The organism is Noviherbaspirillum sp. L7-7A (genome assembly GCF_019052805.1).
Lineage (GTDB): Bacteria > Pseudomonadota > Gammaproteobacteria > Burkholderiales > Burkholderiaceae_D > Noviherbaspirillum_A.
Genome location: NZ_JAHQRJ010000001.1, coordinates 638,930 through 665,237, shown reverse-complemented (window position 1 = coordinate 665,237; position 26,308 = coordinate 638,930). Strand labels below are relative to the sequence as shown.

Here is a 26,308-nt window from a genome sequence, read left to right as displayed (position 1 = left end):
CACCTTACACACCTTCCTTCTGTTAATCGCACAAGCGTTTAAAGATAATAAAAAGCAAACAACAGGAGCTGATGATGGATACCTATAACAAGCCAGGCAGCAAGCCCAACCGACTTCATCCGCTGGTCGCCGGCGCAGCCATTTCGGTAATGCTTGCCAGCCTGACCGGCGTAGCCGCAATGACCGGGCTGCTGCCGAATTCCCATAGTGAAAACAAGCTTGCTGCGGAAGCGGCTCATCCACAAGCGGCGCAGTCCTTGGCAACGAAACCAGCTGCGGTGGCAAAGACACCCAAGGCCGTCGGCGGCGAGCGACTGGCACTGAAGGACGAGGAGCAGGCACCGTCGCCCCGCCAGCAACAGGCCGCCTCCTTGCCCGCATCGCAGGCTGGTCATGCGGCGCCGGATTATGCGCAAGACATGGTGCGCGTAGCCCAGCCGGCCCGTGCCTGCAGCAATTGCGGCCGTGTGGAATCGGTGCATGCCGTGCAATCGCAGGCCGATCCCAGCGGTGTCGGCGTGGTGGGCGGCGCGGTGGTTGGCGGGCTCCTGGGCAACCAGGTAGGCGGCGGTACCGGCAGGACCCTGGCGACCATTGCCGGCGCGGTTGGCGGCGGCTATGCAGGTAACGAGGTTGAAAAGCGTACGCGCAGCGCGACCAGCTATCAGGTCAGGGTGCGCATGGAAAACGGCCAGGTGCGCAGCTTCCCCTACAACAACCAGCCGCCATGGCATCAGGGCGACCGGGTGCGGGTGGTGGATGGCTATCTGCAGCCGGACCGTTAGAGCGGTTGCGGTGTACGGAGCTTTTTCCGCAAGTCGCTTTTTTGCCGGGATAGCATTTTTCGCCTGATGCCTTGGTAGGGTGTAATACCCCGCAGAGGCATTACACTGCGGGTCGCAGACCGGGATCGCATTGTCGGCAGACTTCCTTGATCAACCACTCGTGTAATACCCCGCAGGGGTATTGCGCCCTACGAACGCTGCCGATTGCCTGTCCCAGGTCGTTCTTCCGCAGCGCAGGCACTGCCTGCGGGTTCATACCACCTGCGAAGCATCTCCTTCAGAAACTTTATTCCACGCCTGCCAGGCGCCATCAGCAAACGCTTCCACGGCAGAGGTATTGCTGTCGATGCGGAACAGATAAAGCCACTTGTTTTCCACCAGCTGACGTACCGCTTCATGCCTGGCCATCACCGCCTCGATGCGTTCGCGCGGCGCCTCGATGAATACGGACAGGCGCAGCGGCGTATGCATCCACTGCTGGCCGTCGTGCAACGATTGCATCGGCAGGCCAATGCGCAGGTCGCCGCCATTGCCTTCGAACACGCCGATATGGCCGCCCACCACGTTATGCAGCACCTTGTTGCCGCTGCCGTAACGGCCATTGTCGACCGTGGATGCGTAGTACTGCATGTTGATCCAGTGGGCCACTACCATGGGCGCGGTCATGATCAGTTCCAGAATGCTGTTGTCGGCATCCTGGGTCCACTGGTAATCATGCAGAAAGCTGCGCCCCTGCAGATTGATGCCCAGGGTACGCACACGCGGCGCGGCAATGAAGGCGGCATTGTTGGCCAGCCCCCACTCCGGGCGGGTCTGCGCCCAGTCATTCGAGCGCGATGTCAGCGCGTCGCGCAGTGCCTGCGGCTGCGCTGCGAGATGCGCCATGCCAAGCGCCGGCGCCCGCTCCCGGCGCGCCAGGTCGCCAGCCAGCGATAGCCAGCCGCGCAAGGCCGCAAGATCCTGCTGGTGGCTGGCTGGCACGGCAGCGGTGTCGAACAGCGCCACCTCATCCGTCGTGGTGTTGTGCAGGCCGGCGACAAACACCGTGTCATGCGGAATCGGCGTGCCGCGCACGACGAGCAGTTCGCGCACGCCTTTGTGGTTCAGGAGTGCGGCCAGGGCGCGTGCATTGACTTCACCAGTCTGTCCGCAGCAGGCGCCGCAATCCAGGCCTGCGGCATGGGGGTTGTTTGCGCTCTGGCTGCCATGACCGGCAAGCAGCACGGTGCGGGCAAAGCCGTCGCGCAAGCCCATGGCCTTGAGCACCTTTTCCGCCAGATCGGCCTGCTGCACCAGCGCATCGCTGCCTTCGAACACCAGGACAGGACGCAGCCCGGCCTGATCGGCAACGCCTTGCCTGCCCGGATCCGCCAGCGCATGCCGTGCCGGCAGGCTGCGCCTGACCAGCTTGGCAAGATAGGAAAGGCCCAGGGTTTCCACCAGGGCGAACGCGGAACCCGGCAGGCGCTGAAACGGCTGCCATGACTTCACGGCGCCCAGCCTGGCACGCCGCGCCGCCGCCAGTTCGCGGTCCTGTTCGGGCACGCCGCAGCTGTCCGTCACGCACAGGCTGGGCGAGAGCAGACCGGGCAATTGCGGCCGGACGAGGTCACTGCCCAGCGCCCGATAACTGATGGGCAGGCCGAAGAAGCCCGCGAAGCCCATGGTTTGCACCTGCGGCGAAACGGCTTCGAGCGCGCGGCGCAGCACCTCGGAACGCACGTCGATGCAGAACACGGCCTGCACGGCCGTGGCGGTGGCAGGCTGCGCAGGCCTGCGCATCAGTGAAGCGCACAGCCTTTCCTGATAGGCGATTTCCAGCGCTCTTTGCAGCAGTCCATCGATATCCGGCTGAGCGGCGGCGGCGCTCTGCCCTCCTTCGGGGTCGAAATGCCAGGCTGCCTTGCCGGTACCGGATCCTTCCTCATGCAGCAGGTATTCCCAGCACAACCGGATCGCCAGCAGATCGACAATGTGCTCGTCATCCCTGCCTTCCAGCCTGGCTTGCCAGCGCAGATAGGCGCACCATGCGGCCCAGCCATTGATGCGCAGCAGGCACGCAGTCATCAGGGACTGGCTGCTGGAGGCCGGCACGGCCAGGCCGTCGATGGCCATGGCAATGGCCTCCATTGCCGTGCCAGGCAGGGACTGAATGCGGCTACGCAGTTGAGGCGCGTTCATCAGCATGCCAATGCCGTAGTCATGCAGGAGATTGGCGTGCCAGCCGGCATAGAGGGTGGACGCATGCGGCAGGTGCCAGTCTGCCTGGTCCGTATCGAAATAGGCTGCGCAGAACTGGCTCACCTGATGGGTGATCGTTGCGCGCCAGGCCGGCTCGCGGGACAGGTCACGGTCCGCGTCGAGCAGGTCCGACGGCAACGGCAGCACAGCAGGAAGCGGCGCCGGCTGGTTCATTGCCTCGATCACGCTGTCGACACTGCACAAGGCGCCGGCTTCCCTGATCGCAAGGGCCAGATGAGCGTGCGTCAGCTGCCCTTTCTCCCATGCGTTCCGGTAGAAGGAACGCGGCATCCACATCCGGCTGCCGGCCAGGCGGCCAAGCTGGGCGGCGGTGGCCTCGAAAGGCTGATTCACCCAGTTCCAGTAGGGATTGACGGCGATGAAGCGGTCCAGAGGCCAGGTCGGAGCGATCGTCCGGCAGGCTGCTTCCAGCGCTTCCGTGATGGTTTCCTCTACAGGGCGAAACACGGCGTCTGCGATTTTCATGCTTGTTCTCCGGTGGCGACGTTGAATTGGTGTGGCGGGCGCTGAGGCAACTGCACCGGCCAGATGCGGAAGGTCAGCCTGGTAAAGCGCTCATCGAGATAAAAGCCGGCATAGGCCCAGGGATACAGCGCAACCGAAAGCCGTCCGCCGGGAAAGGCAAGCAGCCAAGCCTGCACGCCGTACAGCAGCGCAAAGCAGATCGCGACCCAGGCCACCAGGAATGACGCAACCTGGCTATCCGGCAGTGCCAGCAGCGTCGCAAACAGCAGATGCCATCCAACATAAAGCTGGGCCAGCAACAGCACCGCCAGCAGGCCACGCAGCATGCCGGAGAGCTTGTCCTGCCAGAGCAGCGGAGCCAGCCCGAGGCCGATGATGAGCACCACGATGGCGGGCACTTGCGCATGCGGCGACACCAACTGCCACATGAATGTGGAGAGCCAGACGGCAGCCATGGCCAGCGGCGCGGCGGCAAGACGCCCAAGGAACAGATGCATTGGAGCGGCTCCGACGCTATTGGGAAACAGCTGGCGGCGACGGGTATCCATCACCGCCTCGCCGGCCGTCAAAAAGGCGTAGGCCTTGTACAGCGAATGCGCCAGCAGGTGCAGCAAGGCCAGTTCATACAGGCCCAGACCGCATTCCAGCAGCATGAAGCCCATCTGCGCGCAAGTTGACCATGCCAGCCTGACCTTGATGCTGATGCGGGTCATCATCACCAGGCCGGCCAGCACCGCGGTCAGGCTGCCGACAATGACCAGCATCGCCTGCGCCACGGGTGCGGCCGACAGCAGCGCCGCCAGCCTGATGAGCACGAAGCCGCCCAGGTTGACCACGCCCGCATGCAGCAGTGCGGATACCGGCGTCGGCGCTTCCATGACCTGGATCAGCCAGCCGTGCACCGGCAGTTGCGCCGACTTGAAGATCACCGCCAGGGCGATCAATGCCATCGCGGCATGCATGCTGGGGGCCAGCTTCGCGGAGGCAGCAACGTGGGCAGCGATGCCCTGCATGGAAAGCGTGCCTGCCTCGGAATAGATCAGCCACAGCGCGAGGGCGAGGCTGAGATCGGCCAGCCGGCTGGCCAGGAATTTCTTGTGCGCGACCACGCATGCCACGGGGCGGTCGGCATAGAACATCAGCAAGCGATGCAGGCCCAGGCTGCTGGATAGCCATGCCAGCGCCAGCACGCCAAGGTGATCGGTGATAAACACCACGCTGACGGAGGCAAGCGTGAACAGCATGGCGGCGATATAGCCACGCTGGCCAGGCTCTCCCTGCAGATACCGACGGGAAAAGCGCAGGATGACCCAGCTGAGGAGGCTAATCAGGCAGGCCATTGCAAGGCCAGGCGCATCGATTGCAACATGGCCCGTGGCGGCCTGCGCGGCTGCAACCGCCACAGCGCACACTGCCACGCCAAGGGCGCCGGCCGCGCTCGCTTCGGCAAACCGCCATGCACGGGTCTCGCCAACGCCGGCAAGCGCGGGAACAAGGGCAAGCGCATAGGCCAGCGGCATCAGCCATAGCCATGCAGCGACATCAGGATGCATCATTCGAATACTCCGGCAGAAAAGATGCGTTACTGTGCCGGCCAGTGCCGCTTAAGTAAAATATATAATTAACCAATAATAATTCATTAAAACAGAACGATGCCCTTTTCACGCCTGAATTACCGCCACCTCTACTACTTCTGGATGGTTGCCAAGGAAGGCCACCTGACGCGGGTTGCGGAGCAGATGCACCTGTCGCAGTCGGCGCTGTCGATGCAGATCAGGCAGCTCGAAGAGCAGCTCGGCTATGCGCTGTTCCTGCGTGAAGGCCGCACCCTGAAGCTCACCGAGCTCGGCCATGTGGTGCTGGATTACGCGGACAATATCTTCGCCATGGGCAATGAGCTGATGGAAGTGGTGGCCGCCGGCAAGGGCCACAGGTCGCAGCGCCTGCGCGTGGGCGCGGTCGCCACGCTGTCGCGAAATTTCCAGGAAAATTTTCTGCGGCCCGTAATGGGCATGGAAGATGTGAAGCTGGTGCTGGAATCCGGCACGCTGGACGAGTTGCTCGGCCGGCTTGCGGTGCACAAGCTGGACATCGTGCTGTCGAACCGGCCTGTGAGTGCCAATGAAGAGCAGGCGTGGCGCTGTCGCAGGATAGCCAGGCAGCCGGTCTGCCTGGTTGGCAGGCCGCGTGCAGACAGCAAGCCATTCCGGTTTCCTGCCGGCCTGAAGGGCATGAAACTGCTGCTGCCCGGCCACAGCAGCGACATCCGTACCGAATTCAACATGCTGTGTGAAGCCAGAGGCATCGCCATGGATATCTTCGCGGAGGTCGACGACATGGCCATGCTGCGACTGCTGGCGCGCGACTCGGGCGGCGTGGCGCTGGTGCCGGCCGTGGTGGTACAGGACGAATTGAAGATGGGTGTGCTGCAGCAGTACTGCGTGGTGCCGGAGGTGTTTGAGAATTTTTATGCGATTACGACGGAAAGGCAGTTCCAGCCGAAAGTGCTGGAGGCGCTGCTGACGCAGAGCCTGCCGTGAGTGAAGGCAGGAGCCAGGGCAGCGTCACGGCCTCGGCCTGCTGACGAAGGGGATCGCACTGCCTACGGCAGAAATCAAAAAGCCCCGGCGCCAATCAAGGCGACGGGGCTTTTGCGTGGATGCGCAAGAACCAAGCCCTACTCCGCTTCCTCTATCCAGGCCATCTGGATGGCTTCCAGGATCTTTTCATTCGACCGCGACGGCTCGTCATCGAAGCCATCGAGCTCGCAGACCCAGCGATGCAGATCGGTAAAGCGCACGGTCAGCGGGTTGACTTCCGGGTGCTTCTCGAACAGCTCTTCCGCGATGCGTATGGTGTCGGTCCACTTCATGGTCGCCTCCTTGCTCAGTGATTTTCGCGCGCATGGTTGATGGTGTATTTCGGGATCTCCACCACCAGGTCCTCCTCGTCCACCACCGCCTGGCAGGATAGCCGCGAACTCGCTTCCAGGCCCCAGGCCATGTCCAGCAGGTCTTCTTCCTTTTCCTGCGGCTCGTTGAGCGAGTCGAATCCCTCGCGCACGATCACGTGGCAGGTGGTGCAGGCGCAGGACATCTCGCAGGCATGCTCGATCTCGATATCGTTTTCCAGCAGCGCATTGCAGACTGTGATGCCCTTGGGCGCTTCGATCACTGCGCCTTCCGGGCACAGGGTGGGATGGGGTAACACGACGATTTGTGGCACGTGGCTTTCCTTCAAAAATCCTGTTTGTTCAATGCGCCCGTTCAGGCAATCTCGTCCAGCTTCCTGCCGGCCAGCGCGGCACGCACGCTGCGGTCCATGCGCCTTGCGGCGAATTCCTCGGTGCCGCGGGCCAGGGCTTCCACCGCTTCCTTGATGGCCTGGTGGTCGCTACCCTGCGCAGTCATGCGCAGCGACTCGATCAAGCGTGCAATGTCGGCCCGCTCCTCAGCAGACAGCAAGGCGGCATCCGCATCCAGCGCCGATTGCGTGGCCAGCAGGATGCGCTCGGCTTCCACCTGCTCTTCCCGTAACGCACGCAGCTGCATGTCGGTGTCGGCGGAAGAAAACGATTCCTGCAGCATGCGGGAGATGTCGTCGTCGCCCAGGCCATAGGACGGCTTGACGGTGATCGATGCTTCCACGCCGGAGATCAGCTCGCGCGCCGATACCGACAGCAGGCCATCGGCATCGACCTGGTAGGTGATGCGGATGCGGGCGGCGCCGGCCGCCATCGGCGGTATGCCGCGCAGCTCGAAGCGCGCCAGCGAGCGGCAGTCCGACACCAGCTCGCGCTCGCCCTGCACCACGTGGATCGCCATCGCGGTCTGGCCATCCTTGAAGGTGGTGAATTCCTGCGCTCGCGCGCAGGGAATGGTCGAATTGCGCGGAATGACCTTCTCGGCCAGGCCGCCCATGGTTTCCACGCCCAGCGATAGCGGGATCACGTCCAGCAGCAGCCAGTCGTCGCCCGGCGCGCGGTTGCCCGCCAGCAGATTGGCCTGCACCGCGGCGCCCAGCGCCACTACCTTGTCCGGGTCGATATTGGCCAGCGGCAGGGTCTGGAAGAATTCGCCGACGGCCTTGCGGATATGCGGCATCCGGGTTGCGCCGCCAACCAGCACCACGCCGTCCACATCGTCCACCGCCAGGGCGGCATCGCGCAGCGCCTTGCGCGATGCGGTAATGGTCTTGGCCACCAGGTGCTGGGTGATGTCGAAGAAGGTGGAGGCGGTCAGCGTCAGGTGCACTTCCTCACCGGAGCCCAGCACCGCGTCGATATGGGTTTCCGCATTGGTCGACAGCAGTTCCTTGGCTTCCCGCGCCTTGACCATCAGCACCCGTGTGTCTTCATCCGACAGCGGCGACAGATGGGAATGCTCGACGATCCAGCAGAAGATCCTGTGGTCGAAATCGTCGCCGCCAAGCGCGGAGTCGCCGCCGGTGGCCAGCACCTCGAACACGCCCTTGGACAGGCGCAAGATGGAAATATCGAAGGTGCCGCCGCCCAGGTCATACACCGCGTACACGCCTTCCGAGCCATGGTCCAGGCCATAGGCAATCGCGGCGGCGGTCGGCTCGTTGAGCAGGCGCAGCACGTTGAGGCCGGCCAGCTTGGCCGCATCCTTGGTGGCCTGTCGCTGGGCATCGTCGAAATAGGCCGGCACGGTAATCACCGCGCCCACCAGGTCGTCGCCCAGCGCATCCTCGGCGCGCTGGCGCAGCGTGGCAAGGATCTGGGCCGAGATCTCGACCGGGCTCTTGACGCCGGCGACGGTGCGCAACTGCACCATGCCCGGCTGGTCGACGAAGTCGTACGGCATGTTTTCCGCATGGGCGATGTCCTTCAGGCCGCGGCCCATGAAGCGCTTGACCGACACCACCGTGTTGCGCGGGTCGGTGGTCTGCGCCGCCTGTGCCTTGTGGCCGATGTTGGCATGGCCGTTGGGCAGGTAGCGCACCACCGACGGCAGCAGCGCATGGCCCTCCTCGTCGTCCAGCACTTCGGGAATGCTGTTGCGCACGGTGGCGACCAGCGAATTGGTGGTGCCGAGGTCGATGCCGACTGCCAGCCTGTGCTGGTGCGGCGCGGTGGACATGCCGGGTTCTGAAATCTGCAGTAATGCCATGGTGTGGTCTTAATCCGTCAAGCGGTCGAAAGCGGCGGCGACTTCGTCGCCGAATTTTTCCAGGAACATCAGCTGGCGCACGCCCTGCGCGGCAGTGGCGAAGTCGCGGCCATCCAGCGCGGTGCCGATCCGGCCCAGTTCCTGGCGGCGCACCGTGCCGAGTTCCTTGTCCAGGCGCTCCAGCGCATCGAGGTCGCGGCCGGCGCGGGCATCGTCCAGCGCCTCGCGCCATTCCATCTGCTGCATCAGGAAGGCCGGCGCCATTGCGGTGTTGGACTCGGCCTGCAGTTCCACGCCGTTCAGTTCGCACAGGTAAGTGGCGCGCTTGAGCGGCGACTTCAGCGTCTGGTAGGCTTCGTTGGCGCGGGTGGCCCATTGCATCGCGACGCGCTTCTCGGCGTCGGGGCTGCTGGCGAACTTGTCCGGATGCACCTGGTTCTGCACTTCACGATAAGCCTGGTCCAGCGCCTTCATGTCGACGTCAAACCGCTGCGGCAGGTGGAACAGCTCAAAGTGATTTTGCATGGTCATCTAAAACAAAAGCCTGTCCGACTTCAACAGGCTGGGTCAACACAGGCATTAAGCCTGTTGCCGGGACAAGGCAGGGATCGTGGCTCAGATGCGGAAGCTCTCGCCGCAGCCGCACTCATCCTTGACGTTCGGGTTATGGAACTTGAAGCCCTCGTTCAGGCCTTCGCGCGCGAAGTCCAGCTCGGTGCCGTCGATATACGGCAGGCTCTTCGGGTCTACGAAGACCTTCACGCCATGCGACTCGAACACATTGTCCTCCGCCGCCGCCTCGTCCACGTACTCCAGCTTGTAGGCCAGGCCGGAACAGCCGGTGGTGCGCACGCCGAAGCGCAGGCCCAGGCCCTTGCCGCGCCGGTCTATGTACCGGGTGATATGCTTTGCCGCTTTTTCAGTCAGTGTGATTGCCATCGTTACGCTCTCTCCATGATGCCGGCGGACGGTATCGCCGTCCGCCCATGCCGCCCTGCTCTCAGGCGACTTCGCTGCCGGCGCCGTGCTTGGCCTTGTAGTCCTGCACCGCGGCCTTGATCGCGTCTTCCGCCAGGATCGAGCAGTGGATCTTCACCGGCGGCAGCGCCAGCTCTTCCGCGATCTGGGTGTTCTTGATCGACATCGCCTGGTCCAAAGTCTTGCCCTTGACCCATTCCGTGATCAGCGAGGACGACGCGATGGCCGAGCCGCAGCCATAGGTCTTGAACTTGGCATCCTCGATCACGCCATCGGCGCCGACCTTGATCTGCAGCTTCATCACGTCGCCGCAGGCCGGCGCGCCGACCATGCCGGTGCCGACGGTCTCGTCGCCCTTTTCAAACGCGCCCACATTGCGCGGGTTTTCATAGTGGTCCAGTACCTTGTCCGAATAAGCCATGGTGTTGCTCCTTGAATGCAGTAATTAGTGTGCCGCCCATTGGATCGAATTGATGTCGATCCCTTCCTTGTACATGTCCCACAGCGGCGACAGTTCGCGCAGCTTGGTCACCTTGTCCTTGATCAGCTGGATCGTGAAGTCCACGTCTTCCTCGGTGGTGAAGCGGCCGAAGGTGAAGCGGATCGAGCTGTGCGCCAGTTCGTCGCTGCGACCCAGCGCCCTCAGCACATAAGATGGCTCCAGGCTGGCCGAAGTACAAGCCGAACCGGACGACACCGCGATGTCCTTGATCGCCATGATCAGCGACTCGCCTTCCACATAGTTGAAGCTCACGTTCAGGTTGTGCGGCACGCGATGCTCCATGTCGCCGTTCACATAGACTTCTTCCATCTGCGTGAGGCCAGCGGCCAGGCGGTCGCGCAGCGCGCGGATGCGCCCGATCTCGCTGTCCATCTCTTCCTTGGCGATGCGGAAGGCTTCGCCCATGCCGACGATCTGGTGCACCGGCAGCGTGCCCGAACGCAGGCCGCGCTCATGTCCGCCGCCATGCATCTGCGGCTCGATCCGCACGCGCGGCTTGCGGCGTACGTACAGCGCGCCGATGCCTTTCGGGCCATAGGTCTTGTGCGCGGTGAAGGTCATCAGGTCGACCTTGGTCTTCTGCAGGTCGATCGGCATCTTGCCGGTGGCCTGGGCTGCGTCGCAATGGAAGACGATGCCCTTCTTGCGGCAAAGCTCGCCGATCTCGTCGATCGGCTGGATCACGCCGATCTCGTTATTGACCAGCATCACCGAGACCAGGATGGTGTCCGGGCGGATCGCTTCTTCCAGCTGGGCGATGGTGATCAGGCCATTGTCCTGCGGCTGCAGGTAGGTGGCCTCGAAGCCCTGGCGCTCCAGCTCGCGCACGGTGTCCAGCACGGCCTTGTGCTCGGTCTTGACCGTGATGATGTGCTTGCCCTTGGTCTTGTAGAAATGCGCGGCGCCCTTCAGCGCCAGGTTGTTCCCTTCAGTCGCGCCGGAGGTCCAGATGATCTCGCGCGGGTCGGCATTGACCAGCGCCGCCACCTGTTCGCGCGCCTGCTCCACCGCCTGCTCCGCGGTCCAGCCATACATGTGGCTGCGCGACGCCGGATTACCGAACTGCTCGCGCAGGTAGGGAATCATCTTGTCGGCCACGCGCGGATCGATCGGCGTGGTCGCCGAATAATCCATATAAATGGGGAAATGCGGCGCTTTCAGGGTGTCGATCAGGTTTTTGGTCAGGGGTGCATTCATAGTGTTCAACTCCGTTCGGATCAGGCGGCCGCTTGGGGACGATGTACGACGACCACGTTGTGTTCATTCATTTTTTGCTTCTGCTGGTCTACCAGATCCTTCAGGGACACCGAGTCCAGGTAATCGACCATCTTGGCATTGAGCGTCGCCCACAGGTCATGCGTCATGCAGCGGGTGCCGTTTTCCGGGGTATGGCCGTGGCAGTTTTCCTTGCCGCCGCACTGCGTGGCGTCCAGTGGCTCGTCGACGGCGATGATGATGTCGGCCACCGTCACGTCTTCCGCCTTGCGCGCCAGGTGGTAACCGCCACCCGGGCCGCGCACGGATTCGACGATTTCATGTCGGCGCAGCTTGCCAAACAGCTGCTCCAGATAAGACAGGGAAATTTCCTGACGCTGGCTGATGCCGGAGAGCGTGACCGGACCCTTGTCCTGGCGCAGCGCCAGGTCAATCATCGCGGTGACGGCAAAACGGCCTTTGGTTGTTAAACGCATGCATCCGGCTCCAAGTACACAGAAAAGACATTCCCGAACATTTCGGTCAAGTATAACAAACTTGAGTAATCTTGTCAGGTATTGGTTTCGGATGGAACCTTTGGAATTCCTGGCCCGCCCGCATTATTTCACAGGTAAGAAATTAACGTATCACCTGAGCAATAAATCCATCGGCCCGAACAGGGCTTGCATGCCGGCGTTATCGATGAAGGTCAGGTTGTAGGGATGTTCGGACACCACCTTGGGGAACAGCGCATTTTCCGGCAAACCGCTCAGAAGCTCCGCGGCCTTGCCCCACAGCACCATGGTTGGCAATGCCGCCTTTTCCTTGTCAGCCTGCACGGCCAGTGCTGCCAGCACTGCCTGCATCAGCGGCTGCCATGCCTTCGCCTCCTTCAGCGGCGGCACATGCGGGCGAAACACCAGCGCGGCATTCAGGAGCAAAAAACCGTGCTGCAGCAGCTTGTCCTGCAACTCTTCCCGGGTCTGTATCCATGGCGAACCGGCAGCGCTGGCCTGGGCCGCAATCGGTTCCAGGGCCGCGCCGCTGGTCTGTCCTTTTTTCAGGTGACCGCTGGTCACCAGCAGCATTTTCATGAAGTTGCGCAGCGAAGTCGCGCGATTGACCGGCTTGGACAAGCCTTTCTCCGACCATAGCGCATGCACCGCGCCATCCATGAAGCAATAGCCGGTGGCGCTTTCGGCCCGGGGATATGGCCCCTCGCCGACCAGCACATAACGCACCGACGGCAAAGGCTGGGAAAAGGCCGCGAAAATCCGGCCTTCGGTCGGCAAAAAGGTGTCCGCTGCCAGTTCGGGCAGATATTTCGGATTGGCCCTGGAGACGGCGGCCAGACCGTCATGCAGCACTGGCCGCCAGGAGGCATGCGCCAGCTTCAGCGCATCGGTGAACAAGGAAGGAATCGCGTCGGACATCGGCTGCACCCGCAAGCAAAATCGCGATTTTACGTTGTCCGGTAATTAACTGCGGGCGATAGGAACAACGTTGTCGCTGCCGCCGGCGCCAAACAACTGCTCTTTCAGAATCCGCAACTGGTCGCGCACCTGCGCTGCCTTCTCGAATTCCAGGTTCTTGGCATGATCAATCATCGCTTTTTCCAGGCGCTTGATTTCCTTGCTGACCTGTTTTTCGCTCATCGACTCATACTTGGCCTGCTCCTGCGCCACCTGCAGCTCGGCACGCGCTTCCTGCGGGCTGTAGACGCCATCGATCAGGTCGCGGATTTCCTTGCGGATGCCCATCGGCGTGATGTTGTTGGCGGTGTTGAACGCAACCTGCTTGGCGCGGCGACGCTCGGTCTCGCCTATCGCCCGTTTCATCGAATCCGTCACCTTGTCGCCGTACAGAATGGCCATGCCGTTCAGGTTACGCGCGGCGCGGCCGATGGTCTGGATCAGGCTGCGCTCGGAACGCAGGAAGCCTTCCTTGTCCGCATCGAGGATCGCCACCAGCGACACTTCCGGAATATCCAGCCCCTCGCGCAACAGGTTGATGCCGATCAGCACGTCAAAGGTTCCGATACGCAGGTCGCGGATGATTTCCACCCGCTCGACGGTATCGATATCGCTGTGCAGATAACGCACCTTGACGCCGTTGTCACTGAGGAATTCGGTCAGCTGTTCGGCCATGCGCTTGGTCAGGGTCGTGACCAGCACGCGTTCATTCTTCGCTACCCGATCAGTGATTTCCGACATCAGGTCATCGACCTGTGTGCTTGCCGGGCGCACCGCGATGATGGGGTCCACCAGACCGGTCGGCCGTACCACTTGCTCGACAACCTGGTCGGCATGCGAACCTTCATATTCGGACGGCGTGGCCGAGACGAAGACCGTCTGCCGCATCTTGGTTTCAAATTCATCGAAGCGCAGCGGACGATTATCGAGCGCCGATGGCAGACGGAAGCCGTAATCCACCAGATTGGTCTTGCGCGCCCGGTCGCCGTTATACATGCCGCTCAGCTGTCCGATCAGCACATGGGATTCGTCCAGGAACATCAGCGCATCACGCGGCAGATAATCGACCAGCGTCGGCGGCGGCTCACCCGGCTTGGCGCCGCTCAGGTGACGTGAATAGTTCTCGATGCCCTTGGTAAAGCCGATTTCCTGCATCATTTCCAGGTCGAAGCGGGTGCGCTGCTCCAGCCGCTGCTCCTCGATCAGCTTGTTTTCCTTGCGGAAGAAATCCAGGCGTTCACGCAATTCTTCCTTGATCGATTCGATCGCCCGCAGAACGGTGCCGCGCGGCGTCACGTAGTGCGAGCCGGGATACACGGTAAAGCGCGGAATCTTTTGCCGGATACGGCCGGTCAGCGGATCGAAAAGCTGCAGGCTTTCGATTTCATCATCAAATGTCTCCACCCGAATCGCCAGTTCCGCATGTTCCGCCGGGAAAATATCGACGGTATCGCCGCGCACACGGAAGGTGCCGCGCCCGAAGTCGACTTCATTGCGGGTGTACTGCATCTGGATCAGACGTGCGATCAGGTCGCGCTGGCTGACCTTGTCCTTGGCCCGCAGGGTCAGGATCATCTGATGATATTCATTTGGATTACCGATACCGTAGATCGCCGACACGGTGGCGACGATCACCACGTCGCGCCGCTCCATCAAGGACTTGGTGCAGGACAGGCGCATCTGCTCGATATGTTCGTTGATCGAAGAATCCTTTTCGATGAACAGATCGCGCTGGGGCACGTAGGCTTCCGGCTGATAGTAATCGTAGTAACTGACGAAATACTCCACCGCATTACGCGGAAAAAACTCGCGGAATTCGCTGTAGAGCTGGGCCGCCAGGGTCTTGTTGGGCGCAAAGACGATGGCCGGACGGCCCGAGCGGGCGATCACATTGGCCATCGTGTATGTCTTGCCGGAGCCGGTCACCCCGAGCAAGGTCTGGTAGAACAAACCATCGTCTATCCCCTCCACCAGCTTGGCGATAGCATCCGGCTGATCGCCGGCAGGCGGAAACGGCTGGTAAAGCTGGTAGGAAGAATTGGGAAAAGTAATGATTTTCGATTCGTCGATCGTGCTGGAAACCTCGGATAATTCAGCCATTGTCATCAGACCTTTGGTAAAATATCAGGCTGCATATTTACGCAAGGCAACACGCCCTCCACGCAGTATTCAACCCGACTGTAATCGATTTTGCGGTCACTTTTCATTCAACCACAATGAACGCACCTGCTCCTGCATCCCTCTTTGCCGCCATCGAGATGGCGCCCCGCGACCCGATTCTGGGCATTACCGAAGCCTTTGTTGCAGACAAGAATCTCAACAAGATCAACCTCGGCGTCGGCGTATATTACGATGACAACGGCAAGGTGCCTTTGCTGGAATGCGTGCGCAAGGCGGAAGCGCTGCTGATGGAGAAAGCCGCGCCGCGTACCTATCTTCCGATCGACGGCCTGGCTGCGTATGACAAAGCGGTGCAAGAACTCGTATTTGGGGCTGACAGCGCAGTAATTCAAGAAAAACGTGCGATTACCGTTCAAGCTTTGGGCGGCACCGGCGGCCTGAAACTGGGCGCCGATTTCCTGAAGCGCTTCTCGCCGAACGCGCAGGTCTGGATCAGCGATCCGAGCTGGGAAAACCATCGCGCGCTGTTCGAATCGGCTGGCTTCACTGTTAACAACTACCCCTACTACGACCCCGCCAGCCGCGGCGTGAACTTTGACGGCATGCTCAGTGCGCTGCAAACCATGCCGGCCGGTTCCATCGTCGTGCTGCATGCCTGCTGCCACAACCCGACCGGCGCCGACCTGAGCGATGCCCAGTGGGACCAGGTGATTGAAGTGGTCAGCCAGCGCGGCCTGCTGCCTTTCCTGGACATGGCGTACCAGGGCTTCGGCGACGGCATCGAGCAGGATGGCAATGTGGTGCATCGCTTCGCCGCTACCGGCGGCCCGCTGTTCGTTTCGAACTCCTTCTCCAAGTCGTTCTCGCTGTACGGCGAGCGCGTTGGCGCGCTGAGCATCGTTGCTGTCAGCGCCGAGGAAGCGTCACGCGTGCTGTCCCAACTGAAGCGCGTCATCCGCACCAACTATTCCAACCCGCCCATCCATGGCGGCCAGGTGGTTGCCACCGTGCTGTCGACGCCGGAACTGCGCCAGATGTGGGAAGAGGAACTGGCTGGCATGCGGGTACGCATTCGCGAGATGCGCAAGCTGCTGGTGGACAAGCTGGTTGAAAACGGCGCGTCGCAGGATTTCGGCTTCGTGGTTCGCCAGCGTGGCATGTTCTCCTATTCCGGCCTGACCAAGGCACAGGTCGAGCGTCTGCGTACCGAGCATTCGATCTATGCAATCGACACCGGCCGCATCTGCGTTGCCGCCCTGAACAGCAAGAACATCGACCTGGTCGCCAAGGCAATCGCAAGCGTTCTGTAAAGACAGGTAAAAAACCGGGCATTTGCCCGGCGAATTGTAGTCTTTATCTACTGCAATGCTTTGACAAAGTAAGATCGGCAAGACTATAATCTTGCCTCCTTTCCCTGATAGCTCAGTCGGTAGAGCGACGGACTGTTAATCCGCAGGTCCCTGGTTCGAGTCCAGGTCGGGGAGCCAGAACAAGAGGGCCTGATTGCAAGATCAGGCCCTTTTCTCTTTAGTGAGAGCACTGCGGCGACGCGGTGAATTTTTTAAGAAACGCTCTTGGCGAACTGCAATATCCCGCCTATAATAGCGCCTCTTTTCCCTGATAGCTCAGTCGGTAGAGCGACGGACTGTTAATCCGCAGGTCCCTGGTTCGAGTCCAGGTCGGGGAGCCAGAATACAAAAAGCCACGTTCACACGTGGCTTTTTTCATTTCCGCAGCCGCCAGAACGTGCCGGCATCATGAAAACTTTTCCGATCCTTTTTACCAGGATTGCTTTTTTTTCAATGCGCAGCAATTGCAGTCTCTTTATGATTTCAAGATAAAAGTCCTGCTATTGAGGTGTTTGGCCGTTAAATAATTACTTTAGCTGCACACCCTCTTCCATTCCCCGTCTGGCATGCCGATTGCATAACATTCCCAAATCATCAGCATACCCATGCATTGCCGCATCCAAGGAGAATGAGAACCATGAAACGATCCGACGAGATGATAGACATGCTGGTCTCTTCCGTCAGGGAAGACACCAGCGAGAGGGACAAGGCTGTTCTCCGACGTGTACTGTGTGAGCTTGTGCGCGTTGCCCAGGCGGAATCGGTCCAGTCTATTGAAGCCGACTTCCGCGCCGTGGAAATGGCGATCAGCAGCAAGTATCGCCACTAGAAGGCCTATTCGGCCCTGAAACTCATCAGTATGTACTCTTGTAATCCCGGCCCTGGTCGAAACGGTCCTGCCAGTGTTTCAGGTAGGACAAGGCAAGGTCGGGGTTATTCCAGATAACCATCACATTCTCGCTATTCGACTTGGCCGCTGCCTTGCTGTAATTAAAGGAGCCGGTCTGCACGGTAGCCTTATCCACCACCATGTATTTGTCGTGATGAATCGCGTAACGCGAGATCGTGCGGGTGGGAATACCTGCGCCAATTAGTAAATTCAGCGCCGCCAGGCTGGCCTTGGATTTGTTCCCGTTTTCATCCACCACGACACGCACATCCACGCCGCGCTTCTTGGCATTGAGCAGCGCTTTTGCGATAACCGGGGAAGTAAATGAATACGCTGCTACCCCGATGCTGCTGCGGGCCGACTGAATTGCCTTGACGACCAGATCCTCGCTCCCTTCATTCGGCGAGAATGCGACCTCGATCACCTGGGTGCCCGGCACCTGCGCTGAACCGCTGCCGCGTACGCCGGCACCGCGCAGCAGATCGCCTGTCTTTTCGAGGACCTGATCGACCAGCATTTCCACAGCGTCTCCACTTTTTGCAGAGACACCGAAATAGGCCGTAGCCAGGATCAGGGTAAGAAGGATCTTTTTCATGTGCCGCTATCGATTACTCTGCTCGTTTAAAGAGCGAAAGCGGCTGAATTGTACTGTATATCTATACAGAGCAATAAGCGTTCATGGAACTTATGTTCGTTTTCATAGGTACAAATTGCCTGCCAACGGGCCGATCGCCAAGTAACGCTGGCCGGCTCTAAAGGTTCTCGGAAAAGTAGTTTCACGCTGCCAAGCCCTCTCCAAAGCCGACATCGCGCAAAGCAATCGCAAATAACTGCCATGGAGTCTACGAAAAGCATTATTTTCCTGCAACCTGCTATAGAAAAAGCAGTCATATTCCTGCTTCCGACACGAGCCGCCAGCAAAACCTGCCTCGCTGTCATCCCTCCGCGCCCTCCCGAGCAACGCGAAAAAGTCGCGGGACTTCATCTTTTCCTACAACGCAACAAGTGCCTGTCCTATACCGGCCGCGTTTTCATTTCGACATACTTCCTCCTGAGACTGCCGCACAGAAATGCTGACGCTTAAGAAGATGCGGCGCTAATCGATTCAAACTTAACCCATCACAGGAGATCACCATGTCGTGTGCGCAAACTATCGAAAGCAACACTGCTCCGACTACTACACCGACGCGGTCTGCGGGATCGGGCAGTCGCACGCATAAAATCTGGTCCAATATGCATGATGTCTGTAATCTCCTCCGCATTCCGTCAGGCACATTCGTCGGCGACGACGACCAGCATTTCCAGCATGTCCAGTTCAAGGCCGGTCAACGCATCCATACCGCGGGCCAGCCGTTCGACATGCTCTACATCGTTAATTGCGGCTTCCTGAAGTCGGTAATGATCGATGAATTCGGCAACGAGCAGATTCTCAGCTTCCCGATGAAGGGCGACCTGTTCGGCATCGATGGCATCCACACCAAAAAGTACACCTCCGAAGCAGTGGCATTGTCGAGCTGCGACATCATCCTCATTCCGTTCGCGAAATTCGCCGCTCTCGGCCGCACCAACCCGGTTCTGGAAACCGCGTTGTACGGTCTGATGAGCCGGGAACTGATTCGTGAGCAGGGCATGATTACCATGCTGGGTTCCCTGACGGTTGAAGCCCGCGTTGCGCGCTTCCTGGTGTCGCTGTCCGAGCGCTTTTCGGCGATTGGCTACTCCGGCAAGGCTTTCAACCTGCCGATGACCCGTCGCGAGATTGGCAATTACCTGGGTGTGACGCTGGAAACCGCCAGCCGCACGCTGTCGGCCTTTAATGAGCTGGGCCTGATTTCAGTTGACCAGCGTTCCATCTACATCCACGACATCAACGCATTGAAAACCCTGCGTCGCTTGCCACCGTCCCGTGCGCGGATCGAACAGCAGGAAAAGAAAGCTGCCGCAGCTGCCGCCGCCGCCTCTTCGGGCAGCGAATTTATCCAGGTAACGCCGTCGACGGCAATGCGCGAGCAGATGGCAGTTGTGTAAACCCTGTTGTGGGCGCATTGGAAACAGATAGCCACTTGTATTTCGTTTCACGCCCAGCAAAAAACGCCGGATCAGCGACTTGGTTGTCATCATGACATCCAGCCGTGGTTCGGCGTTTTCATGCCCGCCCCCGGCACACCAGTCATGAGGTTCTGGACTGCAGGCTTATCCTTATCGATCAACAACCATTACTCACGAGTGAATATATGAAAGCAATGATACTCGCCGCTGGCAAGGGGACGCGCGTACGGCCACTGACCTATGATTTGCCCAAGCCCATGATTCCGGTGCTGGGCAAGCCTGTCATGGCCTATCTGATCGAGCATCTGGCACGTTGTGGCGTGGATGAGATCATGGTCAACGTCAGTCACCTGCACGAAAAGATCGAGGAATATTTTGGCGAGGGCCAGCAGTTCGGCGTCCGTATCGGCTATTCCTTCGAAGGCTATACGGACGATAAGGGCGAGGTCGTGCCGGTACCGCTTGGATCGGCCGGTGGCATGAAGAAAATCCAGGAATTCGGTGGCTTCTTCGATGAAACGACAATCGTGCTCTGTGGTGATGCGCTGATCGACCTCGACATCAAGGCCGCCGTGGAAGAACACAGGCGCAAGGGCGCAATGGCAACCGTGATTACCAAGGAAGTGCCTTGGGACAAGGTTTCAAGCTATGGCGTTGTAGTTACCGATGGCGATGGCCGCATCCAGCGTTTCCAGGAAAAGCCGGCGCAGGAAGAGGCGCTTTCCAATTTCGCCAGCACCGGCATTTATATCTTCGAACCGGAAGTGATCGACCTGATCCCGTCAGGCACCGAGTTCGATATCGGCTCCGACCTGTTCCCGCTCCTGGCGGAAAAAGGCCTGCCGTTCTATGCCCAGGGCCGGCCTTTCGAATGGATCGATATCGGCAGCATTACCGACTTCTGGACCGTGCTGCAAAGCGTGATGCAGGGCGAAGTGGAAAGCCTCAAGTTGCCGGGCAGGCAGGTGGCCGACGGCGTCTGGGTTGGATTGAACGCCCGCATAGACTGGGAAGGCACAACGATCGAAGGCCCGGTATACATCGGTTCCGGCGCCCATATCGAGGCCGGCTGTCACATCGTCGGGCCGACCTGGATTGGACATGGCAGCCACATTGTCGGCGGCGCCGAAGTGGTGCGCAGCATGATTTTCGAATACACCCGCATTGCCCATGATGTCGAAGTCGAGGACATGATCGTCTTCAAGGACTACTGCGTCAGCCGCGACGGCGAAATGCGCCATATCAGCGACTGCACCGACACCATCTGGGGCAATGCCCGCGACCGCCGCATCGCGCGACGCGCCTGAAGAAGCAGCACCCCGAACGACAGCGGGACGTCAGCGACGCGCCCGCTGGCCGTACTCCACCATGCGTCGCAGGCCCAGCCATTGCTGGCGCCAGAAGCCCCGGCCATAGTCCCTGCCCTTGCCTTGCGGCGGCGGCAGCTGGTCCCGTATACCGGTCAGTGCAAATCCACCGCCGAAGCGGGCCGTGCCGAACAGCACGTCCCATACTGGAAACAGCACCGCGAAGTTGTGACCGCCCAGGCTGCCGCGGCCACGGCTCTCATGACCGACCCCGATCGCATGATGCAGCCGGTGAAAGCGTGGGGAAACCAGCAGGCGCTCACCCACCGAACCGAAGTGCAGCCGGATATTGGCATGCTGGACACTCTGCAGAATGCGCGACAGGGCAACCAGCAGAACATACTGTCCTGGCTGCACGCCGATGAACAGCGCGATGACCGCCAGGAACAGATCGCGCAGCAAATCATCCAGCAGGTGGTTGCGGTCGTCGCTCCAGAGATTCATGTTCTGCTGGCTGTGATGCAGGCTGTGCAGCCCCCACCACCAGCCGATATTGTGCTGGGCGCGGTGATACCAGTAATCGAAAAAGTCCAGCACGAACAGATACAGGAAGAAGGACACCAGCGGCAGGTCGGTGACGCCGGGCCAGACCTTGTCGAGATCAAACTGATGTATGCCGTGCAGGTGCAGGAAGGCAGTGAACTGGTCGATCAGCGGATCGAGCAAAAAGAAAATTACCAAGGTAAAAGCGCCCAGGCGATGCACCACGGTATAGATGAAATCATTCCAGCGCGCTCGGCGATCATTGAACGCATGGACGGGAATCAGCGCCTCCAGCGGACGCAGCACCAGCCACAGCAGCACCAGCTCGCAGACGCCAATCAGAAACCATTCCGTCCCTTCGAAGGCATTCTCGGTAAATTCTCCCAGGCCCGACCAGAACAGCAGCGGCTGCACAACGGTTTCGAACAGCCATGCCTGGGCAGTGGCAAAAGAATCGGACAGCGATGCGATCACGGGCGACTTCCTTTCACGGCGACGCCGGACTGCAGCCGCTTGCCCAAATCGGGATGCTCGCGCAGCGTCGCAAAACAAAAGCCCTTCTGTTCCAGCCCGGCCAGCAATGGTTCCAGCACCGCGGGCGCCCATGGGTCCTTGCGTGACCAGATACCGAGATGCGCCATGAAGATATCGCCGTCACGCAGTCCATTGAGTGCGCGCGCCAGCAGCGCCTGATTCGAGACACGCTCGCTGGGCAATTCATCGCCCGAAAACCCGGCCGGCGCCCAGCCGGCATGCACCAGGCCGCAGGCCTGGCCGGCCGCCTGGCTCGCCTTGGTCAGCTTGCCACCTGGCGCGCGCCAGAAGGGATCCAGCCCGGCGCCGGTCAGCTCGCGGAACCGGCCATCGACACGGCGCAATTCATCGCAATACTGCTGCTGCGTCCAGACCAGTTTCCTGCCAGCCTGCGGCCCGAACTGCGGCCGCACTTCCAGCTTGCCGTCAGACATGTCGCGCAGCGCATAAACATGATCGAACGTATGGCTGCCGAAGGCATGGCCTTCCGCACGCAGCGCTTTCCAGTACGGCGCCCAGGACGGGTCGAGGGAATAATCGTCGCGTACGGTCTTTTCATTGGCCAGGAAGAAAGTGGCCTTGGCATGATGACGGCGCAGCGTGTCCGCAATGAGCTGCGCCTGGGACTGGCTGCCCGTGTCGAAGGTCAGGTAGATGGTGCCGCGGCAGTCGCCGGCATGCGCCACGGATGCCCCCGGCGCAGTCGACAGGAGGATGCAAGAAGCAGCGACAAGGCGTCGCACCGGCTTACCTCGGTGAGTGATTGATGAAATAGACGCCATGCGGCGAGCGGCCTACCGGGATCATCTGTATGACTTTCTTGCTCGGCACATCGATCACGGCCACCTTCTTGATCCAGCGCAGCGTGACCCACAATGTCTTGCCATCGTCAGTCAGTTCCATGCAGTCCGGACCGCCCGGAACGTCGATCGTGCCCACGTTCTCCAGCTTTTCCTGGTCGATGATGTTGATGGTATTGGAGACCCGGTTGGAAACGAAGATGAAGCGCTTGTCGCCGGTCAGGCGGAAATTGTGCGCGCCCGCCCCTGCCTTGATCCGCTTGACGGTTTGCTGCGTGCGCCAGTCGATCACCTCGACATAATCGCTACCCATGATGCCGACCAGCAGATATTTTTCGTCTGGCGTCATGGCGATACCGGCAGGCAGCTTTCCGACCGGCATGGTCCATTTCACTGCTTGCGTGGTCAGGTCGATGGCGCTGACCTGGTCGCTTCCCTGCAGGGTGATGAACACCATCCTGCTGTCCCTGGTGAATGCCATGTGGCTGGGCATCTTGGCCAGCGGCACCCGCTTGTTCAGCTTCAGGTCCTTGCCGTCATAGGCATAGATATCCACCCGGTCCAGGCGCAGCGCATTGGAGACGAACCACTTGCTGTCCGGCGAAAAACCGATCTGGTAGGGATCGATGATGTCCGGGATCCGGCGCTGCATCTGGCCGGTGCGCGGGTCCAGGAAAATCAGTTCATTGCTGACGGCACTGGCAACGATGAGCGACTTGTTGTCCGGTGTTGCCATCAGATGGTGTGGCTCCTTGCCTACCGGGAGGGAACCGATTTCCTGATGGGTCACCTGGTCCAGCAGGCTGACTGTGGCATCCCGTGAATTCAGGACAACGACGACATTGGCGTGCGCTACGGCGGCTGTCAGAGCAAGGACAAGACAGATGGCGCGACGAAGAAGTTGAAGCATGATGACCATTCAAACAAGACGATTAACAGAGACTTTCCTTGACACCGGCAGCGTTGCCCCGAAGCTGCAAGCGCATCGTGGATCGCCATGCCAGCCGGAGAATCGGCCCGGCAGATTCAGTATCACTACCCGGCTAAACGTTCTCTCATGGCAGGTCGCTGACCGAGCATCACTATAACTGAATCGACTTTCGCACCCGGAATAATTTCAGAAACGACCACAGGGTTTTCGTCAGCAGCGTTTCATCCCGCCGACAAGCCACGAATGTCTTGCAATTACAAATTACGAACATAAATTTCTTTAAATCAATACAAATATTGCATGTGGGAATGCATTTTTCTGATACATTCGACTTGCCGTCAAGATTGCCCAGAGGCTACTCATGTTTTCCTTATCCAGTCGTTTCGCCCACAGCCTTGCCTGCGTGCTGCTGGCTCTGTCACCCATGCTCTGCCTTGCGGAAGCCGGGGTCAGCGCCAACCGGATCTTGCTGGGCCAGTCCGCCGCCTTCAGCGGCCCTGCCGCTCAACTGGGCATTGACCTGAATGCCGGCGCACGGTTGTATTTTGACCAGATCAACAAACAGGGTGGAATTCATGGCAGAAGGATCGAGATCGTTACTGCCGATGACAAATACGAGCCCGCATTGACGGTCGAAAATACCAGGCGCCTGATACAGAATGATCAGGTATTCGCCCTGTTCGGCTATGTTGGTACACCCACGAGCAACGCTGCACTTCCCGTCTTTAGCAGCGCCAAAGTGCCATTTTTCGCGCCCTTCACTGGGGCCCTTTCGCTACGCGAGCCATTCAACCGGCAGATATTCCATATCCGCGCCGGTTACGTGGAGGAAACCGAACATCTGGTCGATCAGCTGGTGCGTGTTGGCATACGCAATATCGCTGCATTCCATCAGAACGATGCCTACGGCCAGGCCGGCCTGGATGGCGTCCAGCGGGCGCTACGCAAGCGCAACATGAACCTTGTCGATAGCACCACCGTCGAGCGCAACAGCAACAACGTCAGCCAGGCGGCGCAGCGGCTGCTCGCCAGGCGTCCCGATGCAATCATTCAGATCAGTACCTATGCCGCGTCGGCCGCCCTGGTCAAGCAGATGCGGGCTGCGGGATATACCGGCCAGTTCCACAATGTGTCCTTCGTCGGCAGCCAGCCGCTGGCGCAGGCGCTCGGCCCGGATGGCCAGGGCGTAGGCGTATCGCAGGTCGTTCCCTTTCCCTGGAAAGCCTCGAACCCGGTGGTGGCCGAATATGCACGCGCCCTGAAAAACGAGGGCAAGGGCGAGCCCAACTTTTCCAGCCTGGAAGGCTACATCGCCGCCAAGGTCTTTGCCGAAGGGCTGCGGCGTGCCGGCGCGGACCTGAGTCGGGAGAAATTCATTGCCGCGCTCGAGACCATCACGCTGAAAAATTACGACATCGGCTTTCCAGTCGAATTTTCGCCAACACGGCATACCGGATCGACCTTTGTCGATATGACCGTCATCACCAAGAACGAAAAATTCCTTAATTGAACTTCCCGGCTATCGCCGCCAGTTGACGCTGTGCCAGGCAACGCCTTTTCCTGACGACCCATCCTGCCCGCCATGTCCAACCACTGCACCCTGCTCTACGCCGAATCCGATGCCCTGCGCGCGCGCGATGTCCAGCGCCGCCTGGAACCGTGCGGCATTGACGCCATCCTGGTAAGCAGCGACATGGCGGGCATCACCGCACTGTCGCAGCACCGCATTGACATGCTCGTGGCGAATTTCCGGCTTGCCAGCGGCAGTGGCCTGGATATTCTGCGGTCCGCCCGCAAATCCCGCCCTGACCTTCCCGTGCTGTTGCTGGTGGAACCGGCCGACATCGCCCAGGCAGCGCCGGCCTTGCGCCAGGAGAACCTGGACTATCTGGTCAAGGATAGCGAGGAACTGTATATCGACCAGCTGCCGCGCCTGGCCAGGCGCTTGGTGCCTGTATTTGCCGCGGAAAACGAGACAAATTCCCGGACCATCGACGCCGCACTGGAAAAGGAGCGCAGCCTCATGCTGGCGATTGCCAACAGCCAGGAAAGCGGCCTGGCCGTGTTCGATCCGCAATACCGGCTGCGACTGTGCAATGCCCGCTTTTCCTCACTGCTTGGCTTGCCGGAAAGCCTGACAGGCAGCGGCAACGCATTGGTTGAAATCCTGCACTACCGCGCTGCGCGGGGCGACTTTGGCGACGCTGCATTTGCCGAAGTCGTCGAGCAACAAATGCGCCGACTGACATCCGAACCGGCGTTTTGCTTCGAGCAGGAAAACTCGGCCGGAACGGCCTGCGAAATCAGGGGCAACCGGCTCGACGATGGCAGCCTGATGCTGAAAGTCACCGAACTGGGCAGCGCCGCACGGCTGGAACAGCACAACTGGCGCAATGCCAACTTCGACAGCCTGACCGGCTTGCCTGGCAGGGCACTATTCGTGGAATTGCTGAAGCACCAGGTGCAGCGTGGCAGCCGTTGCGGCTACAACGGCGCCGCGCTCTTGCTGCTCGACCTCGATGGCTTCAGACAACTCAATCAGGCCTATGGCAACCGCCACTGCGATCAATTGCTTGCCGAGGTGGCGAGAAGACTGATGCGCGCGGTGCGTGAATCGGACGTGGTTGGCCGACTGAATGGCGACCAGTTCGGCATCCTGGTCGTCGACGTCAACACATCCGAAAACACCGAGATTGTCGCAGGCAAGCTGCTGGCGGCGATCGCCCGGCCATTCAGGATAGACGGCATGGAAATCAGGATAACGGCCAGCATCGGCATATGCTTCCATCCAGCCGAACTGCACAGCGCCACGTCATTGGTAGACATGGTGGAAGAAGCTGTCGTCAAGGCAAAAACCGCAGGTAAAAACCGCTATATGTTTGCGTGAAATCATGCGGGATGCGCACGGCGGCAAAACCTGATGTAACATGCCGACTTCGGCGATTTTCATGCAGATAACAAATAGTTAATGCTTATTTGCAAGAAGATAACGGAA

24 protein-coding genes and 2 tRNA genes are annotated in these 26,308 nt (G+C 60.2%); 10 read left to right on the top strand and 16 right to left on the bottom strand.

Annotated elements, in window-relative coordinates; genetic code table 11:
• The first annotated feature begins 71 nt into the window (after nucleotides 1–71).
• Complete coding sequence (locus KTQ42_RS03005; protein ID WP_349292117.1) at nucleotides 72–785, top strand: glycine zipper 2TM domain-containing protein; 714 nt, start codon at nucleotides 72–74, stop codon at nucleotides 783–785.
• A 252-nt stretch (nucleotides 786–1,037) separates the two neighbouring features.
• Here KTQ42_RS03005 and KTQ42_RS03000 read toward each other — a convergent pair whose 3' ends face one another.
• A complete protein-coding gene (locus KTQ42_RS03000) occupies nucleotides 1,038–3,512 on the bottom strand; it encodes a DUF2309 domain-containing protein (RefSeq protein WP_217344155.1) in 2,475 nt (824 codons plus the stop codon).
• Nucleotides 3,509–5,068, bottom strand: a complete 1,560-nt coding sequence (locus KTQ42_RS02995; RefSeq protein WP_217344154.1) for an NADH-quinone oxidoreductase subunit L — start codon at nucleotides 5,066–5,068, stop codon at nucleotides 3,509–3,511. The genes KTQ42_RS03000 and KTQ42_RS02995 overlap by 4 nt, the downstream gene beginning before the upstream one ends.
• 96 nt (nucleotides 5,069–5,164) lie before the next feature.
• Here KTQ42_RS02995 and KTQ42_RS02990 point away from each other — a divergent pair, with 96 nt between their 5' ends.
• Nucleotides 5,165–6,052 (top strand): LysR substrate-binding domain-containing protein, encoded by an 888-nt coding sequence (locus KTQ42_RS02990; protein ID WP_217344153.1) that lies wholly within the window; start codon nucleotides 5,165–5,167, stop codon nucleotides 6,050–6,052.
• A 137-nt stretch (nucleotides 6,053–6,189) separates the two neighbouring features.
• On the opposite strand, the gene iscX is transcribed toward KTQ42_RS02990, so the two are convergent.
• The 10 genes from iscX to uvrB all read right to left on the bottom strand — a co-directional run bounded on the left by iscX (nucleotide 6,190) and on the right by uvrB (nucleotide 14,890).
• Nucleotides 6,190–6,384 (bottom strand): Fe-S cluster assembly protein IscX, encoded by a 195-nt coding sequence (iscX, locus tag KTQ42_RS02985; RefSeq protein WP_217344152.1) that lies wholly within the window; start codon nucleotides 6,382–6,384, stop codon nucleotides 6,190–6,192.
• A gap of 14 nt (nucleotides 6,385–6,398) precedes the next feature.
• Complete coding sequence (fdx, locus tag KTQ42_RS02980; RefSeq protein ID WP_217344151.1) at nucleotides 6,399–6,737, bottom strand: ISC system 2Fe-2S type ferredoxin; 339 nt, start codon at nucleotides 6,735–6,737, stop codon at nucleotides 6,399–6,401.
• 41 nt (nucleotides 6,738–6,778) lie between these two features.
• Nucleotides 6,779–8,644 (bottom strand): Fe-S protein assembly chaperone HscA, encoded by a 1,866-nt coding sequence (hscA, locus tag KTQ42_RS02975; RefSeq protein ID WP_217344150.1) that lies wholly within the window; start codon nucleotides 8,642–8,644, stop codon nucleotides 6,779–6,781.
• A 9-nt stretch (nucleotides 8,645–8,653) separates the two neighbouring features.
• Nucleotides 8,654–9,169: a Fe-S protein assembly co-chaperone HscB gene (gene hscB / locus KTQ42_RS02970; RefSeq protein WP_217344149.1), complete on the bottom strand. Its 516-nt coding sequence runs from the start codon at nucleotides 9,167–9,169 to the stop codon at nucleotides 8,654–8,656.
• 90 nt (nucleotides 9,170–9,259) lie between these two features.
• Entirely contained in the window at nucleotides 9,260–9,583 is a 324-nt protein-coding gene (iscA, locus tag KTQ42_RS02965; protein ID WP_217344148.1) for an iron-sulfur cluster assembly protein IscA, read from the bottom strand.
• 61 nt (nucleotides 9,584–9,644) lie between these two features.
• Nucleotides 9,645–10,043 carry a Fe-S cluster assembly scaffold IscU gene (gene iscU, locus KTQ42_RS02960; protein WP_217344147.1) on the bottom strand — a complete coding sequence of 133 codons (399 nt, stop codon included), beginning with the start codon at nucleotides 10,041–10,043 and terminating at the stop codon, nucleotides 9,645–9,647.
• A gap of 24 nt (nucleotides 10,044–10,067) precedes the next feature.
• Complete coding sequence (locus KTQ42_RS02955; protein WP_217344146.1) at nucleotides 10,068–11,321, bottom strand: IscS subfamily cysteine desulfurase; 1,254 nt, start codon at nucleotides 11,319–11,321, stop codon at nucleotides 10,068–10,070.
• Between the two features lie 20 nt (nucleotides 11,322–11,341).
• On the bottom strand, nucleotides 11,342–11,815 hold the full coding sequence (gene iscR, locus KTQ42_RS02950; RefSeq protein ID WP_194714484.1) for a Fe-S cluster assembly transcriptional regulator IscR: 474 nt from the start codon (nucleotides 11,813–11,815) through the stop codon (nucleotides 11,342–11,344).
• A gap of 150 nt (nucleotides 11,816–11,965) precedes the next feature.
• Nucleotides 11,966–12,751, bottom strand: coding sequence for a uracil-DNA glycosylase (locus KTQ42_RS02945; protein WP_217344145.1), 786 nt, complete (start codon nucleotides 12,749–12,751; stop codon nucleotides 11,966–11,968).
• A gap of 45 nt (nucleotides 12,752–12,796) precedes the next feature.
• The gene (uvrB, locus tag KTQ42_RS02940; RefSeq protein WP_217344144.1) at nucleotides 12,797–14,890 is read right to left on the bottom strand and encodes an excinuclease ABC subunit UvrB; all 2,094 of its coding nucleotides are present in this window, start codon (nucleotides 14,888–14,890) and stop codon (nucleotides 12,797–12,799) included.
• 116 nt (nucleotides 14,891–15,006) lie between these two features.
• Here uvrB and KTQ42_RS02935 point away from each other — a divergent pair, with 116 nt between their 5' ends.
• The 4 genes from KTQ42_RS02935 (at nucleotide 15,007) to KTQ42_RS02920 (ending at nucleotide 17,089) form a co-directional block, all read left to right on the top strand.
• Nucleotides 15,007–16,221, top strand: coding sequence for an amino acid aminotransferase (locus tag KTQ42_RS02935; RefSeq protein WP_217344143.1), 1,215 nt, complete (start codon nucleotides 15,007–15,009; stop codon nucleotides 16,219–16,221).
• A 101-nt stretch (nucleotides 16,222–16,322) separates the two neighbouring features.
• A tRNA-Asn gene (locus tag KTQ42_RS02930) sits at nucleotides 16,323–16,398 on the top strand.
• Nucleotides 16,399–16,525: 127 nt separating this feature from the next.
• A tRNA-Asn gene (locus KTQ42_RS02925) sits at nucleotides 16,526–16,601 on the top strand.
• Between the two features lie 296 nt (nucleotides 16,602–16,897).
• Nucleotides 16,898–17,089: a hypothetical protein gene (locus KTQ42_RS02920; protein ID WP_217344142.1), complete on the top strand. Its 192-nt coding sequence runs from the start codon at nucleotides 16,898–16,900 to the stop codon at nucleotides 17,087–17,089.
• A 25-nt stretch (nucleotides 17,090–17,114) separates the two neighbouring features.
• Here the strand turns inward: KTQ42_RS02920 and KTQ42_RS02915 are convergent, their stop codons facing one another.
• Nucleotides 17,115–17,744 carry a phospholipase D family protein gene (locus tag KTQ42_RS02915; RefSeq protein ID WP_217344141.1) on the bottom strand — a complete coding sequence of 210 codons (630 nt, stop codon included), beginning with the start codon at nucleotides 17,742–17,744 and terminating at the stop codon, nucleotides 17,115–17,117.
• Between the two features lie 638 nt (nucleotides 17,745–18,382).
• On the opposite strand from KTQ42_RS02915, the gene KTQ42_RS02910 reads away from it, so the two are divergent.
• Nucleotides 18,383–19,177, top strand: a complete 795-nt coding sequence (locus KTQ42_RS02910; RefSeq protein ID WP_249222838.1) for a helix-turn-helix domain-containing protein — start codon at nucleotides 18,383–18,385, stop codon at nucleotides 19,175–19,177.
• Nucleotides 19,178–19,383: 206 nt separating this feature from the next.
• Complete coding sequence (locus KTQ42_RS02905) at nucleotides 19,384–20,505, top strand: NDP-sugar synthase (protein WP_217344139.1); 1,122 nt, start codon at nucleotides 19,384–19,386, stop codon at nucleotides 20,503–20,505.
• Nucleotides 20,506–20,535: 30 nt separating this feature from the next.
• On the opposite strand, the gene KTQ42_RS02900 is transcribed toward KTQ42_RS02905, so the two are convergent.
• From KTQ42_RS02900 to KTQ42_RS02890, 3 genes are read right to left on the bottom strand one after another with little or no spacing between them, the layout of a single operon-like run.
• On the bottom strand, nucleotides 20,536–21,522 hold the full coding sequence (locus KTQ42_RS02900; RefSeq protein ID WP_217347045.1) for a sterol desaturase family protein: 987 nt from the start codon (nucleotides 21,520–21,522) through the stop codon (nucleotides 20,536–20,538).
• Nucleotides 21,519–22,364 (bottom strand): polysaccharide deacetylase family protein, encoded by an 846-nt coding sequence (locus tag KTQ42_RS02895; protein WP_217344138.1) that lies wholly within the window; start codon nucleotides 22,362–22,364, stop codon nucleotides 21,519–21,521. The genes KTQ42_RS02900 and KTQ42_RS02895 overlap by 4 nt, the downstream gene beginning before the upstream one ends.
• On the bottom strand, nucleotides 22,330–23,292 hold the full coding sequence (locus tag KTQ42_RS02890; protein ID WP_217344137.1) for a cytochrome D1 domain-containing protein: 963 nt from the start codon (nucleotides 23,290–23,292) through the stop codon (nucleotides 22,330–22,332). The genes KTQ42_RS02895 and KTQ42_RS02890 overlap by 35 nt, the downstream gene beginning before the upstream one ends.
• A gap of 424 nt (nucleotides 23,293–23,716) precedes the next feature.
• Between KTQ42_RS02890 and KTQ42_RS02885 the strand changes: the two genes are divergently transcribed.
• Both KTQ42_RS02885 and KTQ42_RS02880 read left to right on the top strand, forming a co-directional pair.
• Complete coding sequence (locus KTQ42_RS02885) at nucleotides 23,717–24,823, top strand: ABC transporter substrate-binding protein (protein ID WP_349292116.1); 1,107 nt, start codon at nucleotides 23,717–23,719, stop codon at nucleotides 24,821–24,823.
• Between the two features lie 72 nt (nucleotides 24,824–24,895).
• Nucleotides 24,896–26,200, top strand: a complete 1,305-nt coding sequence (locus tag KTQ42_RS02880; RefSeq protein WP_217344135.1) for a diguanylate cyclase — start codon at nucleotides 24,896–24,898, stop codon at nucleotides 26,198–26,200.
• Nucleotides 26,201–26,308 lie beyond the last annotated feature (108 nt).

Coding starts and splice junctions, on each gene's coding strand:
- KTQ42_RS02905 (WP_217344139.1), top strand. CDS start 19,384: ATGAAAGCAATGATACTCGCCGCTGGCAAGGGGACGCGCGTACGGCCA.
- KTQ42_RS02890 (WP_217344137.1), bottom strand. CDS start 23,292: ATGCTTCAACTTCTTCGTCGCGCCATCTGTCTTGTCCTTGCTCTGACA.
- iscR (WP_194714484.1), bottom strand. CDS start 11,815: ATGCGTTTAACAACCAAAGGCCGTTTTGCCGTCACCGCGATGATTGAC.
- iscX (WP_217344152.1), bottom strand. CDS start 6,384: ATGAAGTGGACCGACACCATACGCATCGCGGAAGAGCTGTTCGAGAAG.
- uvrB (WP_217344144.1), bottom strand. CDS start 14,890: ATGGCTGAATTATCCGAGGTTTCCAGCACGATCGACGAATCGAAAATC.
- iscU (WP_217344147.1), bottom strand. CDS start 10,043: ATGGCTTATTCGGACAAGGTACTGGACCACTATGAAAACCCGCGCAAT.
- KTQ42_RS02915 (WP_217344141.1), bottom strand. CDS start 17,744: ATGAAAAAGATCCTTCTTACCCTGATCCTGGCTACGGCCTATTTCGGT.
- KTQ42_RS02935 (WP_217344143.1), top strand. CDS start 15,007: ATGAACGCACCTGCTCCTGCATCCCTCTTTGCCGCCATCGAGATGGCG.
- KTQ42_RS02910 (WP_249222838.1), top strand. CDS start 18,383: ATGCATGATGTCTGTAATCTCCTCCGCATTCCGTCAGGCACATTCGTC.
- iscA (WP_217344148.1), bottom strand. CDS start 9,583: ATGGCAATCACACTGACTGAAAAAGCGGCAAAGCATATCACCCGGTAC.
- KTQ42_RS03005 (WP_349292117.1), top strand. CDS start 72: ATGATGGATACCTATAACAAGCCAGGCAGCAAGCCCAACCGACTTCAT.
- KTQ42_RS02920 (WP_217344142.1), top strand. CDS start 16,898: ATGAAACGATCCGACGAGATGATAGACATGCTGGTCTCTTCCGTCAGG.
- KTQ42_RS02955 (WP_217344146.1), bottom strand. CDS start 11,321: ATGAATGCACCCCTGACCAAAAACCTGATCGACACCCTGAAAGCGCCG.
- KTQ42_RS03000 (WP_217344155.1), bottom strand. CDS start 3,512: ATGAAAATCGCAGACGCCGTGTTTCGCCCTGTAGAGGAAACCATCACG.
- hscB (WP_217344149.1), bottom strand. CDS start 9,169: ATGCAAAATCACTTTGAGCTGTTCCACCTGCCGCAGCGGTTTGACGTC.
- KTQ42_RS02945 (WP_217344145.1), bottom strand. CDS start 12,751: ATGTCCGACGCGATTCCTTCCTTGTTCACCGATGCGCTGAAGCTGGCG.
- hscA (WP_217344150.1), bottom strand. CDS start 8,644: ATGGCATTACTGCAGATTTCAGAACCCGGCATGTCCACCGCGCCGCAC.
- KTQ42_RS02895 (WP_217344138.1), bottom strand. CDS start 22,364: ATGGCGTCTATTTCATCAATCACTCACCGAGGTAAGCCGGTGCGACGC.
- KTQ42_RS02880 (WP_217344135.1), top strand. CDS start 24,896: ATGTCCAACCACTGCACCCTGCTCTACGCCGAATCCGATGCCCTGCGC.
- KTQ42_RS02990 (WP_217344153.1), top strand. CDS start 5,165: ATGCCCTTTTCACGCCTGAATTACCGCCACCTCTACTACTTCTGGATG.
- KTQ42_RS02995 (WP_217344154.1), bottom strand. CDS start 5,068: ATGATGCATCCTGATGTCGCTGCATGGCTATGGCTGATGCCGCTGGCC.